The sequence below is a fragment of the Kitasatospora sp. NPDC056731 genome, from assembly GCF_040687675.1.
GTDB lineage: Bacteria > Actinomycetota > Actinomycetes > Streptomycetales > Streptomycetaceae > Kitasatospora.
The window spans coordinates 89,077-104,397 of record NZ_JBFBNR010000030.1 but is presented as its reverse complement, the minus strand read 5'-3'; the positions used below and the strand labels follow the sequence as shown (position 1 = coordinate 104,397).

At 72.1% G+C, this 15,321-nt stretch carries 13 protein-coding genes and 1 tRNA gene; 10 read left to right on the top strand and 4 right to left on the bottom strand.

The window, feature by feature from the left end:
* A tRNA-Met gene (locus AB0R04_RS27135) sits at positions 1–72 on the top strand.
* 81 nt (positions 73–153) lie between these two features.
* Here the strand turns inward: AB0R04_RS27135 and AB0R04_RS27130 are convergent.
* Positions 154–786, bottom strand: coding sequence for a cyclase (locus AB0R04_RS27130; protein WP_363375695.1), 633 nt, complete (start codon positions 784–786; stop codon positions 154–156).
* 260 nt (positions 787–1,046) lie between these two features.
* On the bottom strand, positions 1,047–1,970 hold the full coding sequence (locus tag AB0R04_RS27125) for a DUF4436 family protein (RefSeq protein WP_063352383.1): 924 nt from the start codon (positions 1,968–1,970) through the stop codon (positions 1,047–1,049).
* 476 nt (positions 1,971–2,446) lie between these two features.
* Between AB0R04_RS27125 and AB0R04_RS27120 the strand changes: the two genes are divergently transcribed.
* Positions 2,447–4,168, top strand: coding sequence for a hypothetical protein (locus AB0R04_RS27120; RefSeq protein WP_363375692.1), 1,722 nt, complete (start codon positions 2,447–2,449; stop codon positions 4,166–4,168).
* A 184-nt stretch (positions 4,169–4,352) separates the two neighbouring features.
* A complete protein-coding gene (locus tag AB0R04_RS27115; protein WP_063352385.1) occupies positions 4,353–5,549 on the top strand; it encodes an agmatine deiminase family protein in 1,197 nt (398 codons plus the stop codon).
* Between the two features lie 282 nt (positions 5,550–5,831).
* On the opposite strand, the gene AB0R04_RS27110 is transcribed toward AB0R04_RS27115, so the two are convergent.
* Positions 5,832–6,428, bottom strand: a complete 597-nt coding sequence (locus AB0R04_RS27110) for a TetR/AcrR family transcriptional regulator (RefSeq protein ID WP_363375689.1) — start codon at positions 6,426–6,428, stop codon at positions 5,832–5,834.
* Between the two features lie 246 nt (positions 6,429–6,674).
* On the opposite strand from AB0R04_RS27110, the gene AB0R04_RS27105 reads away from it, so the two are divergent.
* From AB0R04_RS27105 to AB0R04_RS27075, 7 genes are all read left to right on the top strand, one after another.
* The gene (locus AB0R04_RS27105) at positions 6,675–7,877 is read left to right on the top strand and encodes an agmatine deiminase family protein (protein ID WP_363375687.1); all 1,203 of its coding nucleotides are present in this window, start codon (positions 6,675–6,677) and stop codon (positions 7,875–7,877) included.
* Between the two features lie 108 nt (positions 7,878–7,985).
* Positions 7,986–8,984, top strand: a complete 999-nt coding sequence (locus tag AB0R04_RS27100; RefSeq protein WP_363375684.1) for an agmatine deiminase family protein — start codon at positions 7,986–7,988, stop codon at positions 8,982–8,984.
* A 120-nt stretch (positions 8,985–9,104) separates the two neighbouring features.
* Positions 9,105–10,763 (top strand): ABC transporter substrate-binding protein, encoded by a 1,659-nt coding sequence (locus AB0R04_RS27095; RefSeq protein WP_363375681.1) that lies wholly within the window; start codon positions 9,105–9,107, stop codon positions 10,761–10,763.
* A gap of 73 nt (positions 10,764–10,836) precedes the next feature.
* Positions 10,837–11,796 carry an ABC transporter permease gene (locus tag AB0R04_RS27090; RefSeq protein WP_079136532.1) on the top strand — a complete coding sequence of 320 codons (960 nt, stop codon included), beginning with the start codon at positions 10,837–10,839 and terminating at the stop codon, positions 11,794–11,796.
* Positions 11,793–12,647 carry an ABC transporter permease gene (locus AB0R04_RS27085; RefSeq protein WP_363375677.1) on the top strand — a complete coding sequence of 285 codons (855 nt, stop codon included), beginning with the start codon at positions 11,793–11,795 and terminating at the stop codon, positions 12,645–12,647. Before AB0R04_RS27090 ends, AB0R04_RS27085 begins: the two co-directional genes overlap by 4 nt.
* Positions 12,644–13,618 (top strand): ABC transporter ATP-binding protein, encoded by a 975-nt coding sequence (locus tag AB0R04_RS27080; protein WP_363375675.1) that lies wholly within the window; start codon positions 12,644–12,646, stop codon positions 13,616–13,618. Before AB0R04_RS27085 ends, AB0R04_RS27080 begins: the two co-directional genes overlap by 4 nt.
* A 109-nt stretch (positions 13,619–13,727) precedes the next feature.
* Positions 13,728–14,525, top strand: coding sequence for an ABC transporter ATP-binding protein (locus AB0R04_RS27075; RefSeq protein ID WP_363375673.1), 798 nt, complete (start codon positions 13,728–13,730; stop codon positions 14,523–14,525).
* A gap of 118 nt (positions 14,526–14,643) precedes the next feature.
* Here AB0R04_RS27075 and AB0R04_RS27070 read toward each other — a convergent pair whose 3' ends face one another.
* On the bottom strand, positions 14,644–15,288 hold the full coding sequence (locus tag AB0R04_RS27070; protein WP_079136533.1) for a TetR/AcrR family transcriptional regulator: 645 nt from the start codon (positions 15,286–15,288) through the stop codon (positions 14,644–14,646).
* Positions 15,289–15,321 lie beyond the last annotated feature (33 nt).

Genomic DNA, 15,321 nt, shown 5'->3' with positions numbered 1-15,321 from the left:
CGGGGTGGAGCAGCTCGGTAGCTCGCTGGGCTCATAACCCAGAGGTCGCAGGTTCAAATCCTGTCCCCGCTACTTCTGCCACTGGGGCCGACGCACACTGTGCGTCGGCCCCAGTGCTGTTCTCCCGTGGTCGCCTTCGGTGCGGGCCCCCGGTCAGCTCACTGTCGTGGTGCTGAGCGCCTGCGCGGTGGCGGGGTAGCAGGCGGTGGGCACGTCGACGGTGAAGAACGAGACGGGCACGGTCGCCGTGAAGGTCAGCCCCGGGTCCGCGTAGCTCGTACCGGCCACCGAGGTGCTGATGACGCTGCCGGAGGCCCCGGCGGCCAGGTTCAGGGTCAGCGCGGGGAGCGTGAAGGTGCCGCCGCCGTCGACCGACCCGTTCACGGTGAGCACGACGTTGCCGTTGTTCACCGCGACGCTCGCGCTGCCCGAGTAGCCGGAGCCGCCGGTCAGCGACTCGCCGGTCAGCGTGGCGTTCGCGGGGACCGGCACGGTGAGCACGATGTTGCTGATCGACTGGATGCTGTAACCGCCCACCGTGGTGGGCACGGTGAGCGCGTCGGGGGCCAGGGTGACGGTGAACTGGCTGCCGGCCGCGACGGTGGCGGGCGCGGCGGCGTTGACACCGGCGTTGAGGTTGAAGGTCTGTGCCGACCCGATCGGCGGAGTCGCCTGGCAGGCCAGGACGACCGGGGTGTCCGCGGCCGCGGCGGTCGGCGCGAACAGCCCGACCGCGGCCACGCCGCCGGCGAGCACGACCGAGGCACGTCGCAGAGCAGAGGTCATTCCCATGAGGGTTCTCCCGCGAAGCCTGAGGTGGGGGGTGAGGGTGGGGCGCGCGAGCGTCGGGGCGTGGGGTACCTGAGCCACCCGGCCGCCCGGCGGCCCGGCACAGGCCGGGCGAATTCAGCATGGGCGCGTCAGGGACCCCCAACAATCCTGCTGCGCAAGGTAGTTGCGGCACTTTCCGGCCATTCTCCGGCCGCGGGGCTCCGGACCTGACAGCGGTGCGACTCGCACGGCCCACGGGGTGCCGCCGCAGGGCCTCACGGCTGGTCGGCGGCGGCCTCGCGTTCGCGGCGCTGCCGGTGCTCGGTGCGGATGCCGCACCAGGCGGTGCAGGCCAGGCTGGCGGCGATGATTCCTTCGGCCCAGAAGAACGCGAGGTAGTCGATCAGCGATCCGATCGGCGGTGAGCCGGGGGCGGCGTTGCGCATGCCGATCAGGGCGAACAGGCTGGCCGCCATCCAGCCCAGGGAGGGCCAGACCAGGCCCTCGCGCTTGCGGTAGAGCACCTCGGCGGCGCCGAGGACGGCCAGGGCGATGGCCCACATCGCCGCGATCATGAACCAGGCGAGGATGAAGGTGCTGCGGGAGCGGGTGATCTTCGCGTCCAGGGCCACGGCGCCGGTGGCCCCGGCCGTGGCCTGCGGGCGCACGACGAAGAACGGGTCGGTGTCGGTGAGGACCAGGCCGACCGGCACGGGGGTGGCGCCGCTGGTGGCCGTGAAGCCGGCCTCCATGCGGTAGCGGTCGAAGGGGTAGTCGGTGATGGTGCCGTCGTACATCCCGACGTGGACGAGCTGGGGCGCCGCGCTCTCGCCCTCGGCTGCCCGGATGGTCGTCCTGGGTGTGCCGGTGACGGTGATCTCGACGGGTCGGCTGAAGGCCTGGCCGTCGGCGCCGGCGGCGAGCCTGCCGTGCGGTACGGGCGTGATGTAGAGCGTCAGCTGCTGGGCCGCCGGGTCCACGTCCTGGGCGGTGACGTCGAGTTCGATCCAGTCCTGGGCCGAGGGGATCGCCAGTTCGCGGGTCTGCTCCCGGGTGTTGCGCTCGTTGAGGTACAGCCCGATCCCGCTCCCGCACAGGGCGACGACCATCGCCAGGACGACGGCGAACCGCCAGCGGTGGCGAGGAGCGCGGCGCGCAACCGGGCTGGTCGCGCTGGTGTCATCGGTGGTGACCTGCACGGTCGTCCTTCCTGAGGCTGTGGAGTCGGGGCGGCGGCCGACGCGTGCGCGGCGGAGGCCCTGGCGGCCCGCCTCCGTGGGGGGGTGGACGGGCCGCCAGGGGGCACGGAGCCCGCGCTGCGGCGGACTGGTCCTGGGGCCGGGGGTGCCCCCGCATCTTTTACTAGACTGAAAATTCAGTCAAATCCAGGGAGAGCGGTGATCTACGACGCACACGGCGTCGAGGCCGGGCGCCGCACCACCGGACAGGCCCTGGTGAGGCCGTGGTGAAGGGGCACCACGGGTGCGAGCAGAGGGCGCGCGGGAGGCCGATGGGACGACACGATTCCGTTTCGGCCAGTGCAGGTCCGGTTCGCGCCGGTCCCGTCGAATCGGGGGTCCAGGGGTGCCGTCCGGCGGGACAGTGCTGTGCTACAGGGGCTGCGCCCGTGGAGGCGAGAGCCCGCACAGCAGACAACAGGGGGTCTTCAGCAGTGGTGGCTTCTCTGAACTACGACATCCTCACCGACCCGGCGCCGCTCCAGGTGCCGGTGGCGGGCGAGGAGTCCGAGGGCGCGGTCTACATCGTCGTCTCCAACCCGACTATGGACGAGGTGATCTGGTACTCCATCGAGGTGCGGGTGCCCTGCGGCCAGCAGGAAGGTCATCTGACGGTCGACCCGAAGTCGATCAAGGCGCGGATCGCGCAGAACGACGCGACGAAGAAGACGGAAGAGCCGACCGCCGTCTGGGACGACACCGCCGGTGTCCTCACCGTGTCCGCCCGGCCCGGCGCGCTGTTCAGGGAGGCCGGGTCCCTGGTCCTGGCGTTGGAGGGCTTCCCGGTCTCCAGCAAGCCGGGGCCGGTCCTGCTCCAGGTGACGGAGCGGGCGGCGAACGGCGCCAGGGTGCAGCGCAACCCCGTGACCCTGAGCCTGCTGAAGCAACTGCCCAAGGTGCCGCGCAACTTCCGCCCGAAGGCGTCCCTGGTGGCCGGAGGCAAGGACGTCGTCCTGCAGTGGGAGGGGCCCGACACCCTCACGTACCAGATCCAGGGGCCGGACGGCCCCCCGGTTCCCGTCCAGCCGAGGAAGGGGACGACCACGTGGGAGTGGTCTCCGCTGCCGGGCGCGGAGCCGAAGCGGGACGCCACGTACACCCTGACGGCCACGTCCCGGGGCCAGCAGTTGCCGGGGTACTTCCTCACCACCACCGTCCACCTGCGCAGCCCCGAGTTCGAGGCCGTGACCGCGACGGCCGGGGTGCGCACCCCGTGGGTCGGGGGCACCACGGAGAGGGGGCGGGTCACCTTCACCCCGCAGGGCGCGCAGGTCCGCGACGACTCCGACGCGCCCGGCTCCCTCTCGGCCAGCGCTGTCTCGGCCGGAACCGTCTCGGCCGACAGCGTCTCGGCCAGCACCGTCTCCGCCGGCACCGTCTCGGCCACCAGGGCGGACGTGGATGTCGTGACCGCCGCGTCGGTGCGGGGCCGCGGCGGCGACGCCGGGTGGATCGAGTTCCCGTCCGACGGGATCAGGGTCGGCCACGGCGGGGGAAGCGACCTGGGGACCGTCACGGCGGACAAGCTCAGGGTGAGCGGGATCAACACCACCTGGGTGGGCGACCGCGACGCCGCCAAGGGCTGGATCGAGTTCTCGCAGTCCGGGGTGAACATCCGCAAGGACGGAAGCCAGAACTGGGGATCCGTCGCGGCCGACAAGGCCGACCTGAACGGCATCAACACCAGGTGGGTGCAGGGCCGCACGGCCGACGACGGGTGGATCGAGTTCCCACCCGCCGGGCTGAACGTGTACCAGGGCGCCGGAAACCACCAGTGGGGAACCGTCGCGGCCGGCAAGGCGGACCTCAACGACCTGCTGACCCACCGCGCCCAGGTCAGGGAACGTCTCACCCTCCAGGGCGGGCTGACCGTCGACAACGTGCTGGAGACGCAGGACGGCCCGCCCCGGCTGATCGTCCACGGCCGCCTCGACGCCGAGAGCGAGGTGCTCGCCGCCAGCACGGTCACCGTCGCCGGCGACCTCACCACCAAGGGCGTCCTGCGCGTCCTGGGGGATTCGCGGTTCGACGGCAAGGTGAACGCCAACGGGCACCTGTCGGTCCGCACCGGAGACGCCTGGATCGTGCACACGAACGACGGGCAGGTGGCGATCAACGGCGACCTGCGGGTCCACGGGGCATTCCGTTCCGACAGCTGACAGCCGACGGCTCATGATTCGACGGCCGCCCCGCCGGAGCACGGGTCCGGCGGGGCGGCCGTCGCAGGTCTCCGGCGCCCGTCATCAGTGGGCGGGCCGGTCCTCGCGCTTGACTGACTTTTCAGTCAATGAAAGTGTTGACGGCGAGCTCGAAGTCGGCGCTACCCCATGACCGGAGAATCCCGTGCCCCACCCTGATCTGTCCCGCCGCACCATCCTGCGCTCCCTCGGCGGCGCGGGCGTCCTCGCCCTCGGCCTGACCGCCTGTTCGGACCTCGACGAACCCGTCGAGGACGCCACGCAGGCCCCGCAGCCGTCCGGGGCGCCGCAGTCTTCCGGGGCGCCACAGCCGTCCGGGGCCCCGGCGGCGCCCGGCGGACGCCGCTTCGGCGCCGAATGGGAGAAGCACGTCCGCACCGTGATGTCCTGGCCCGCCTCGGAGAACGTCTGGGGCGACCAGCTCCCCGACGTCCGGAAGGACATCGCCGGCCTGGCGCGGGCCATCGCCGCCCGCGAACCGGTCGTCCTGATGGCCCGCCCCGAGCAGAGGGACGCCGCGCAGAGCGCGTGCGGCTCCGCGGTCGAGGTCGTCCCCATCGCCGTCGACGACCTGTGGGCCCGCGACACCCTGCCGGTGTTCGTCGAGGAGGGCGGCAAGGTCAAGGGCGTCGACTTCAACTTCAACGGCTGGGGCAACAAACAGCAGCACGCCAACGACGGCAAGATCGCCCGCACCGTCCTGGCCAAGTACGGCGTCGAGCGCATCGAGACGAAGCTGGTCGCCGAGGGCGGCTCCTTCGAGACCGACGGCCAGGGCACCCTGCTGGTCACCGAGAGCTCCGTCGTCAACGGCAACCGCAACCCCGGCATGTCCCGCGACCAGGTCGAGGCCGAGCTCAAGAAGGCCCTCGGCGTCACCACCGTGATCTGGCTGGCCGGCGTCAAGGGCAAGGACATCACCGACGCCCACGTCGACTGCCTCACCCGCTTCGCCGCCCCCGGTGTCGTCCTGCTCGACCAGGCCTTCCCCGGTTCGCCCGCCGACGTCTGGTCCCGCTCCGCCGACCAGGCCCGCGGCGTCTTCAAGGACGCCGTCGACGCCCGCGGCAAGAAGCTCGACGTCATCGAACTCCAGCAGCCCGACCCCGACAAGATCACCGGCCGCGGCGACGCCTTCGTCTCCTCCTACATGAACTTCTACGTCGGCTCCAAGGGCGTCTACCTCCCGAAGTTCGGCGACGACCGCGCCGACGACCGCGCCCAGCAGATCCTCAAGCAGCACTTCCCCGACCGCGAGATCGTCCCCGTCAAGATCGACAACATCGCCGCCGGAGGTGGCGGCATCCACTGCGCCACCCACGACATCCCGGCCGTCGGGTGAACGCGCGGTTCGACTGACACCCGCCGGGGCGTGCGGCCTCCTCGAAGCTCTGCAGAAATCGACCAGTTCTGACTTCAGGCAGCACGGGCCCCTGCCGAGAGTTCGGCAGGGGCCCACGGTGCAGAGATCTGTAGACGGCCGGGACCTGCCCTCGACGAGTGGCAGGCCGGCCGACATCGGCTACCGTCTGCCGCCGGTCCGACGGCCCGGCCTCACCTCGGGTGTCGGGTGAAGAACTGGGCCGCGGCGTCCCCGGCGAACTGCGGGCAGGTGGAAGGTCGGTCAGCAGCGGCACCGTACGACGGCCGGCAGCACCTCCAGCTCGACCTCGATCGCCTCCCGGAGCAGGCGTCGCGCGTGCTCCAGCGGCATCGAGCCGGTCAGCCAGCGGGCGCTGAGGCCCTCGATCAGGACGGTGAGACGCTCGGCGGAGGCCGTGTGGGCCGGCGCCGTGGCCTCGGGGCGGGCGCGGCCGAGCAGGTCCGCGACGTCGTGCACCCAGGCGTGGGTGGCCCGTGCCAGCTCCTCCCGGAGATCGGGCTCGAAGACCGCGCTGGCCCTCAACTCCCCCCAGGCGGTGCTGTTCTCGCGCACGTCCGGGGTGTCCTGGAGTTCCAGGAGCAGGACCTGTTCGAGATCGCGCCGGGGATCGTCCGAGTACCCCGCCGAGTCCCCCTCGGCGGTGTAGCGGTCCGCCCGGTCGCTGATGAACTCCAGGGTCTTGCGGAGCAGCCCGGCCCGGTCGGTGAAGTGGTAGTACAGCAGCGAGGTGGACACCCCCGCCTCGGCGGCCAGTTCGCCCACGCGCAGCCCGCGCACGCCACGCCGCGCGATGACGCGGGTGGCGGCGATGAGTATCTCTGTTCGACGATCCGACACAAGCGATCACCCTACCCGGCCGGGGCCTCTCGTGGAGGAATTCCTGATCAAAGTTTCAGGGCCCAATGACCCTGTAACCAGGCGGGTGACCTCGGATCGGGGCTCACGGCAGGTTCACGGCAGGCTCAGGCCAAGCCGGTGCGGCAAGGAAAACCGCGATACCGTACGTATCGGGTATTGACTGAATTTTTAGTTGCAGCCAAGATGTGCGTCACCCCACACCTCCCCGCCCCCAAGGGAGTCCTCTTGGACACGCCCGTTCCCACCCGCCGCAGCCTGCTCAGATTCGGCGCTGCCGCCCTGCCCGCAGCGGCCCTCGGCGCCGCGTTCGCCACCGGCCTCGGCACCTCGGTCGCCGCGGCCGCAGAAACAGCCACGGACACAGCCGCAGCCGCGACGCCGTCCGGCGCCACGCTGCGGATGCCCGCGGAGACCGACCGGCACACCCGCACCTTCATGGCCTGGCCCGCCCTGTCCTCGGTCTGGCGCAGCCAGCTGTCGGGCGTCCGCCGGGACATCGCGAACGTCGCGTACGAGCTCTCGCGCTACGAGCCGGTCGCGGTGCTGGCCCGCCCCGGGCAGGCCGCCGACGCCCGGTACTCCTGCGGCTCCGGCGCCTACTACGGCATCGAGGTCCTGGAGATCCCGAACGACGACCTGTGGATCCGGGACTTCGGCCCGACCTTCGTCGTCGCACCCGGCGCCATCGCCGGGGTGGACACCAACTTCAACGGCTGGGGCAAGCGCGGCACCTCCTACTACCAGCCGTACGCCAACGACGCCGCGGCCGCGGGCACGCTCCTGTCCCAGTACGGGATCGCCCGCGTCCAGGCCCCGTTCGTGGGCGAGGGCGGCTCGCTGGAGACCGACGGGCAGGGCACCCTGCTGGCCACCGAGAGCTCGCTGGTGAACCCCAACCGCAACCCGGGCATGACCCGGGACCAGGTCGAGCAGGCGTTGAGGTCGACGCTCGGCCTGGACAAGGTCATCTGGGTCCCGGGCCTGGCCGGCCAGGACATCACCGACTGCCACATCGACTGCCTGGCCCGCTTCATCTCCCCCGGCCAGGTCATGCTGGACCAGCCCGGCCCGGGCACCGACCCCCGGTGGGTCGAGGTCTACCAGCAGACCAGGCAGGCCCTGCAGAGCGCCACCGACGCCCAGGGCCGCCGCCTGGCCATCACGGAGCTGCCCGGCCCCGACCGCAACTCCATCCGGGGGACGGGCAAGGACTTCCTGTCCAGCTACACCAACTACTACACGGCCAACGGCGCCGTCCTCGTCCCGCAGTTCGGCGACGGCTACGCGGACGGGGTCGCCTACGCGATCCTCCAGGCCAAGTACCCCGACCGCACCGTCGTCCAGCTCAACATCGACAACATCGCGAGCGGCGGCGGCGGCATCCACTGCTCCACCCAGTCGCAGCCCGCCGTACCGCCCGCCGGCTGAGCGCGGCCGAGCGCGGCTGAGCGCAGCCGAGCCTCCCGCCGACCACCTCGGTCGGCCACTCTCGACCCCATCCTGACTGAAAATTAGAACAAGAGAGAAGGATCCGTCATGACGTTCCAGATGCCGGCCGAGTGGACCCCCCACGACGGGTGCCTGATGGCCTGGCCGACCAGGTCGGACCTCTGGGGGGAGACCTTCGAGGAGGCCAAGCGGGAGTACGCGCAGGTCGCCCGGGCGATCGCCGAGTTCGAGCCGGTCACGATGGTCGCGCTGCCGGACCGGGGCGCCGAGGCGCAGGAGCTGTGCGGGGAGGGCGTCGAGGTCGTGGAACTCCCCATCGACGACTCGTGGTTCCGCGACTCCGGGCCGATCTTCGTACTCGGCGAGGACGGCCGGCGGGCCGGGGTGGACTTCCGCTTCAACGCCTGGGGCGGCAAGCACCACCCGTACGACACCGACGACCTGATCGCCGGGCGGCTGCTGGAGCGCCTGGGCGTCGAGCGCATCGACTCCCGGATGATCCTCGAAGGCGGGGCGATCACGGTCGACGGCGAGGGCACGCTGATCACCACCGAGCAGTGCCTGCTGAACCCGAACCGCAACCCGGGGATGAGCAAGGAGGAGATCGAGGCCGAGCTGATCGCGAAGCTCGGCGTCAGCACGATCATCTGGCTCCCGTACGGCGGTCTGCTGGACACCGAGACCGACGGCCACGTGGACGGCGTCTGCGCGTTCGTCGCCCCCGGCAAGGTGATCGTCCAGCTGCCCGCCGACCCCGAGCACCCCGACTACGAGCGCATGCGCGCCAACCACGCCGTCCTGGCGGCCGCCACCGACGCCCGGGGCCGCAAGCTGGAGATCCTCGAAGTCCCGCAGAGCGCCTTCGTCGAGGTCAACGGCACCGACGTCGAGGTCGGCTACCTCAACTTCTACATCGCCAACGGCGGCGTCGTCGTCCCGGTCGCCGACGTCCCGGAGGACGAGGGGGCCCTCGCCGCCATCGCGGCCGCCCTGCCCGGCCGCAAGGTCGTCGGGGTCCGCTCCCGGGTGATCGCCTACGGCGGCGGCGGAGTCCACTGCATCACCCAGCAGGTGCCCACCGCCTGAGCCGCCCGCACGCACAACCACCAACCCGTCGCCGCGGCCCGAGCAGCGAACCCCCGCTGCCAGGGCCGCCCCCTCCCCCGCCCGCCGGACCCCCGTTGAGCCTGGAAGAAAGAACCCTCGATGCCACGAAGCCAGCGCCCGGAGCACAGATCCCCGCACCCCCGCTACGCCCTGCCGGCCGCCGCCCTGGCAGCCTTCGCCCTGGTCGCCGCCTGCGCCGGGCCGCCGAAGACCGGTGACGGAGGCAACGGCGACCAGGCGTACAAGCTGTCCGCCGACACCCCCGCCGCGAAGGGCCAGCTCGACTCGTTCAGCTGGGCCGTCTACGCCGAGCCGCCGACCCTCGACTACATCTCGGCGTTCGACTACCCGCAGAACACCATCCTGTCCAACGTGTGCGAGAGCCTGATGCGGTGGACCCCGCAGCTGACCCTGGCCCCCGGGCTCGCGGCGAAGACCACCAGCCCCGACCCCACCACCTGGGTCTACGACCTGCGGCCCGACGTGCACTTCCACGACGGCGGCGTGATGACCGCCGACGACGTGGTGTACAGCCTCGGCCGGCAGATGAACCCCGACAACGCGGCGGCCTGGGCCCAGCAGTTCCAGAACGTCAGCACCGTCACCAAGAGCGGCCCGCTCCAGGTCACCGTCAAACTCAAGCAGCCCGACTCGCAGTTCAACCAGTACATGGCCACGGCGGCGGGCGTCGTCGCGTCCAAGGCCGGCATCGAGGCGGCCGGCAAGGACTACGGCACCTCCGGCAGCCTGGACTGCACCGGCCCCTACCAGCTCGGCTCCTGGAACAAGGGCCAGTCCATCCAGCTGCGGCGCTTCGACGGCTACTGGGGCACCAAGGCCAAGTCCGCGAAGGTCGACTTCCGCTTCCTGACCGACCCCTCGGCGCGCGTCAACGCCATGATCAGCGGCGAGGCGGACGGCGGCTACCTGATCCCGACCGAGAGCTACGACCGCCTGAGCAAGAGCGGCGTGGGCACCCTCTACTTCGGCGAGGGCCTCAGCACGGTCAACGTCAACGTCACCAACATGAAGGGCGTGCTCGGCGACGTCCGCGTCCGCAAGGCGCTGTCGCTGGCCCTCGACCGCTCCGGCTTCGTGCGCACCGGGCTCGCCGGCGCCGGCAGCGCCACCGGCTCCCTCACCTCCCGCGCGGCCTGGGCCGCGGCGCCGCCGGACGTCAGGAAGGAGGCGTTCGAGGGGCTCACCCCGACCGCCCCGGACATCGACCGGGCCAAGGCCCTGATCAAGGAGGCCGGCGCCACCGGAAAGACCGTCACGGTCGCGACCAGCTCCATCGGCCAGGACGTCTCGCTGCTGGCCACCGCCGTCCAGTCGGCCGGCGCCAGGATCGGTCTCGACATCCAGCTCAAGACGATCGCGCCCAACGCCTTCACCGCGCTGTTCACGGACGCGAAGGCGCGCGAGGGCATCGACCTGTTCCCGGAGACGTACTACGACTCCATCACCGACCCGCTGGACCTGCTGGCCAACTTCAAGACCGGCGCCTACCAGAACTTCGCCGGCTACAGCGACCAGGCCTACGACGACCTGGTCGACAAGGCGACCGTCGCCGCCGACCCGGCGGAGCGCTTCACCCTCGAAGCGCAGCTCCAGAGGACCGCGTCCGACCAGCTGCTGTGGATCCCGGTCGCCGAGTGGCCCACCGCCGTGTTCCTCAACAAGAGGATCACCGGCGCCCCGACCACCATCTCCTACATGTACTACCCGTGGGCGGCCGACGTGGGTTCGGCCCAGTGACGTCTCCCGGATCCACCGTGCGGCGGCCGGTCCTCCCGGCCGCCGCCCCGCCCCCGGACGTGAGGGCTTCCACGTGAGTTTCCTGCGCTTCACCGCACGACGGCTGGCCGAGATGGCGGCCACCCTCCTCGGCGCCTCCTTCGTGATCTTCGGCGCGATGTACCTGGCGCCGGGCAACCCGGCCAGCTTCCTGCTCTCGGGCCGCTCCGCCTCCCCCGAGGCACTCAAGGCGATCAACGACCAGTACCACCTGGACGAACCGTTCCTGCTGCAGTACCTGCGCTGGCTCGGCCAGATCGTCCACGGCGACTTCGGCCGCTCCATCACCTACCGCACCGACGTGTCGCGGCTGCTGGCCGACCGGCTGCCCGCCACCCTCCTGCTCGTCACCATGGCCCTGCTCCTGGTCGTCGCCATCGGCGTGCTCCTCGGCTGGATCGGGGCCGTCCGCGGCGGCGCCGTGGACTCGACCATCCTGGTCGCCACCACCGTGGCCGTCGGCACCCCGTCCTTCGTCGCGGCCGTCCTGCTGCAGGGCCTGTTCGCGGTGAAGCTGGGATGGTTCCCGACCGGCGGCACCGGCGACGGACTCGGCCAGATGCTCTGGCACCTGGCCCTGCCCGCCGTCGCCCTGGCGCTCTACCTGATCGGCATGCTCGCCCGGGTCACCCGCGCCGCGATGCAGGAGGTCCTCGGCCAGGAGCACGTCACCGTGGCCCGCAGCCGGGGCGTCGCCGAGCACGAGGTGATCCGCCGGCACGTGTTCCGCAACGCCCTGGGCACCGTCCTGACCACGGGAGGCCTGATCGTCTCCACCCTGCTGGTGTGCACCGTCCTGGTCGAGTCCGCGTTCAGCGTCGGCGGCATCGGCCAGCTCCTCGAACTGTCCACCACCACCAAGGACTTCCCCACCGTGCAGGCCATCTCCCTGCTCATGGTGGGGCTGTTCATGGCGGTCAACCTCGTCGTCGACCTGCTGCACCCGCTGGTCGACCCCAGGGTCACCCTCGCGCCGAAGAGGTCCGCCGCATGAGCACCACCGTCCTGCGCCGCCCCGGCCTCGCCCGCCTGCGCACCGCCCGAGCACCCCTGTACCACCTCTGCCTCGGCCTCGTCGCCGTGGTCGTCCTGGCGGCCGTGCTCGCCTCCTGGCTCGCCCCGTACGACCCGAACGCCGTCGACCTGGGCAACGCCCTCGCCGGCCCCTCCGGCGACCACCTGCTCGGCGTCGACGCCGCCGGCCGGGACACCCTGTCCCGGCTGATGCTCGGCGCCCGCACCTCGCTGCTCGGCCCGCTCGGGGTGGTCGCCTTCTCCACCCTGGCCGGCGTCGCCATCGGCGTCACCGCGGCCTGGCGGGGCGGCTGGCTCGACTCCGTCCTGTCCCGCTCCACCGAACTGGTCTTCGCCTTCCCCGGCATGCTGCTGGCGATCCTGATCGTCGCGGTCTACGGCGAGGGCCTGATCGCCCCGGTGATCGCCCTCGCCATCGCCTACCTGCCCTACGTCAGCCGCCTCAGCCGCTCACTCGTCCTCGCCGAACGCTCCCGCCCCTACGTCGAGGCCTACCGCGTCCAGGGCCATTCCGGACTCCAGATCTGCCTGCGCCACATCATCCCCGGCATCGCCCCCGTCGTCCTCGCCCAATCCACCATCAACTTCGGCTACGCCCTGATCGACCTCGCCGGCCTCTCCTTCCTCGGACTCGGCGTCCCGGCGCTCACCCCCGACTGGGGCCGCATGGTCTTCGACGGCCAGACCGCCATCCAGCACGGCTACCCCCTGTCGGCGATCCTGCCCTGCGTCGCCATCGTGCTGACCGTCGTCGCCTTCAACGTCGTCGGCGAACGCTGGGCCGACCAGGTCGCCAGGAGGGACCGATGAACGTCCTCGACATCCAGGGCCTGCGGCTGCGCCTGCCCGGCACCGCCCGGCCCGTCCTCGACGGCGTCGACCTCACCGTCGACACCCGCGAGACCGTCGCCCTCGTCGGCGAATCCGGCTCCGGCAAGAGCCTCACCTCCCGCAGCGTCCTCGGGCTGCTGCCGCGCGGCGCCACCACCGAGGGCATCGTGCGCGTCAACGGCGACGACGTCCTCACCATGAGCCCGGAACAGCTGCGCCGCCTGCGCACCGACACCGCGGCCATGGTCTTCCAGGACCCGCGCGCCTCCGTCAACCCGCTCCGGCGCATCGGCGACTTCCTCACCGAGACCAGCCGCCGGGGCCCCGGCGGGGCCGACGCCGCCGCCGGACGGGCCGCGGAGATGCTGGCCGCCGTCGGGCTCCCGGAGGCCACGCTCGGCAAGTACCCGGGGCAGCTGTCCGGCGGCATGCTGCAACGCGTCATGATCGCGGGCGCGCTGATGGGCGACCCCGCCCTGATCCTCGCCGACGAGGCCACCACCGCGCTGGACGTCACCACCCAGGCCGAGGTCGTCGCCCTCCTCGGCGACCTGCGCGAACGCTTCGGCACCGCACTGGTCTTCGTCACCCACGACCTCGGACTCGCCGCCGCCATCAGCGACCGCGTCTACGTCATGTACGCGGGGCGGATCGCCGAAACCGGGCCGGCCGAGGCCCTGTTCGAGCGGCCGCGCCACCCCTACACGGCCGCGCTGCTCGCCTCCACCCCCCGCCTGGACTCCCCCCGGGGCAGGCTGGCCGCCATCGGCGGCAGGCCACCGAGCCTGCGCGAGGACCTGACGGGCTGCCCCTTCGCCGCCCGCTGCCCGCTCGCGACCGAGGTGTGCACCGAGCGGGCGCCGGCCCTGCTGCCGCTCGCCGACGAGCCGGCCCGGCGGGCCGCCTGCCACCACGGCGACCGCGTCGCGGAGGTGACCGCCAATGCCTAGGAGCACTGCCGACGGCCCCGCCACGACCAGCCCCATCACGACCGGCCCCGCCACGACCGGACCCGCCACGACCAGCCCCGTCACGACAAGCCCTGGAGGAGAACCAGCGATGCCGAAGACCGTCCTGGAGGCCGTCGGCCTGCACCGCGCCTACGGGAGCGTCCAGGCGGTCGACAACGTCTCCTTCACCCTGGCCGAAGGCGGATCGCTGGGCATCGTCGGCGAGTCCGGGTCGGGCAAGACCACCACCGCCCGGATCGTCGTCGGGCTCGAACGGGCGGACACCGGACGGGTCCTGGTGCACGGCCGGGACCGCACCGAGCACCGGCGCGGCCGGGCCCACCGGCTGGCCCGCGCCCGCGAGGTCCAGATGGTCTTCCAGGACCCGTACCTGTCCCTCGACCCCCGCACCAGCGTCGGCGCCGCGCTGCGCGAAACGCTCAGGCTGCACTTCCCCGACGCGGACCACCCCCGCCGGATCGCCGAACTCCTCGACCAGGTCGGCCTCGGCGAGCGCGAGGCCGAGGCCCTGCCCCGCCAGCTCTCCGGCGGCCAGCGCCAGCGCGTCGCCATCGCCCGCGCGCTGGCCGTCGAGCCCGCCGTCCTCGTCCTCGACGAGGCGGTGGCCGCCCTCGACGTCTCGGTGCAGGCGCAGATCCTCAACCTGCTCGCCGACATCCGCGAACAGACCGGCATCGGCTACCTGTTCATCACCCACGACCTGGGCGTCGTGCGGTGCGTCACGGACGAGGTGGTCGTGATGCGGCACGGCCGGATCGTCGAGTCCGGCCCCACCGCCGAGGTCCTCGCCCGCCCCCGGCACGCCTACACCCGGCTGCTGCTCGACTCCGTGCCCAGGCCGGGCTGGGACCCGCGGTCCATCGCGGACGCCCGCCGGGCCCTGTAGCCGGGCCTTCCGGACTATCGGACCCTCCGGACTGCCGGGGTCCCGCGGGGTCGGCGGACTCCACGGGGCCCCGGTGTCGTTCGGCCGACGGGCGGACGACACCGGGGCGCAGGGCGTGCTACGCCGTCCCGGACGGTGCTCCGGCGAGCGCGCGCACCAGCGTCCCCAGCACCGTCGCCGCGTCCACGTTCGAGTCGAGGGACTGGATGGCCGCGAGGCCGTCCACCGCCGCCGCGACCGCCTCGCCCAGGGGCCGCGGGTCGATGCCGCCGCCCCGCTCGTCGGCGAGCACCTGGAAGAGCCGGACGAAGCACGACCGCCAGCGCAGGTACTCCTGCTCCAGACTCCCCCGGACGCGTTCGTCGTTGAGGGCGTGCCAGTGCAGGGCCGCGTGCAGGTGCGACAGGTCCGGGCTCTCGCCCCGGGTCAGCAGGCCGATCACGCGCTCGGCCCGCTCGGCGAAGTCGCCGGGGCCGTCCACCGCTTCCTCCAGTGGGGAGATCCACTCCGGCCGGATGTCCTCGATCACCGCCACGATCAGGTCGGTGCGGTCGCGGAAGTGGTAGTGGCACATCCCGTGCGAAACGCCGGACAGCGCGGCGACGTTGCGCGTGGTGAAGCGCCCGGCGCTCTCGCCGGCCAGCAGGGTCCGGGCGGCGGAGACGAGCCGTGACCGGGTCTGCTCCCCCTTGGCCGACGAGCGCGTGCGCCCCTGCGGTACCACGGGGGCCGCCTGAACCTGTTCCTTCTCGCCTGTCGCCATGGCGCAACTCTAGGACGTGTCCGGCCAGGCCCC

Excerpts from the sequence above, each read along its gene's own strand:
- AB0R04_RS27075 (WP_363375673.1), top strand. The coding sequence starts at position 13,728 with ATGCCGAAGACCGTCCTGGAGGCCGTCGGCCTGCACCGCGCCTACGGG.
- AB0R04_RS27095 (WP_363375681.1), top strand. The coding sequence starts at position 9,105 with ATGCCACGAAGCCAGCGCCCGGAGCACAGATCCCCGCACCCCCGCTAC.
- AB0R04_RS27130 (WP_363375695.1), bottom strand. The coding sequence starts at position 786 with ATGACCTCTGCTCTGCGACGTGCCTCGGTCGTGCTCGCCGGCGGCGTG.
- AB0R04_RS27080 (WP_363375675.1), top strand. The coding sequence starts at position 12,644 with ATGAACGTCCTCGACATCCAGGGCCTGCGGCTGCGCCTGCCCGGCACC.
- AB0R04_RS27070 (WP_079136533.1), bottom strand. The coding sequence starts at position 15,288 with ATGGCGACAGGCGAGAAGGAACAGGTTCAGGCGGCCCCCGTGGTACCG.
- AB0R04_RS27100 (WP_363375684.1), top strand. The coding sequence starts at position 7,986 with ATGACGTTCCAGATGCCGGCCGAGTGGACCCCCCACGACGGGTGCCTG.
- AB0R04_RS27085 (WP_363375677.1), top strand. The coding sequence starts at position 11,793 with ATGAGCACCACCGTCCTGCGCCGCCCCGGCCTCGCCCGCCTGCGCACC.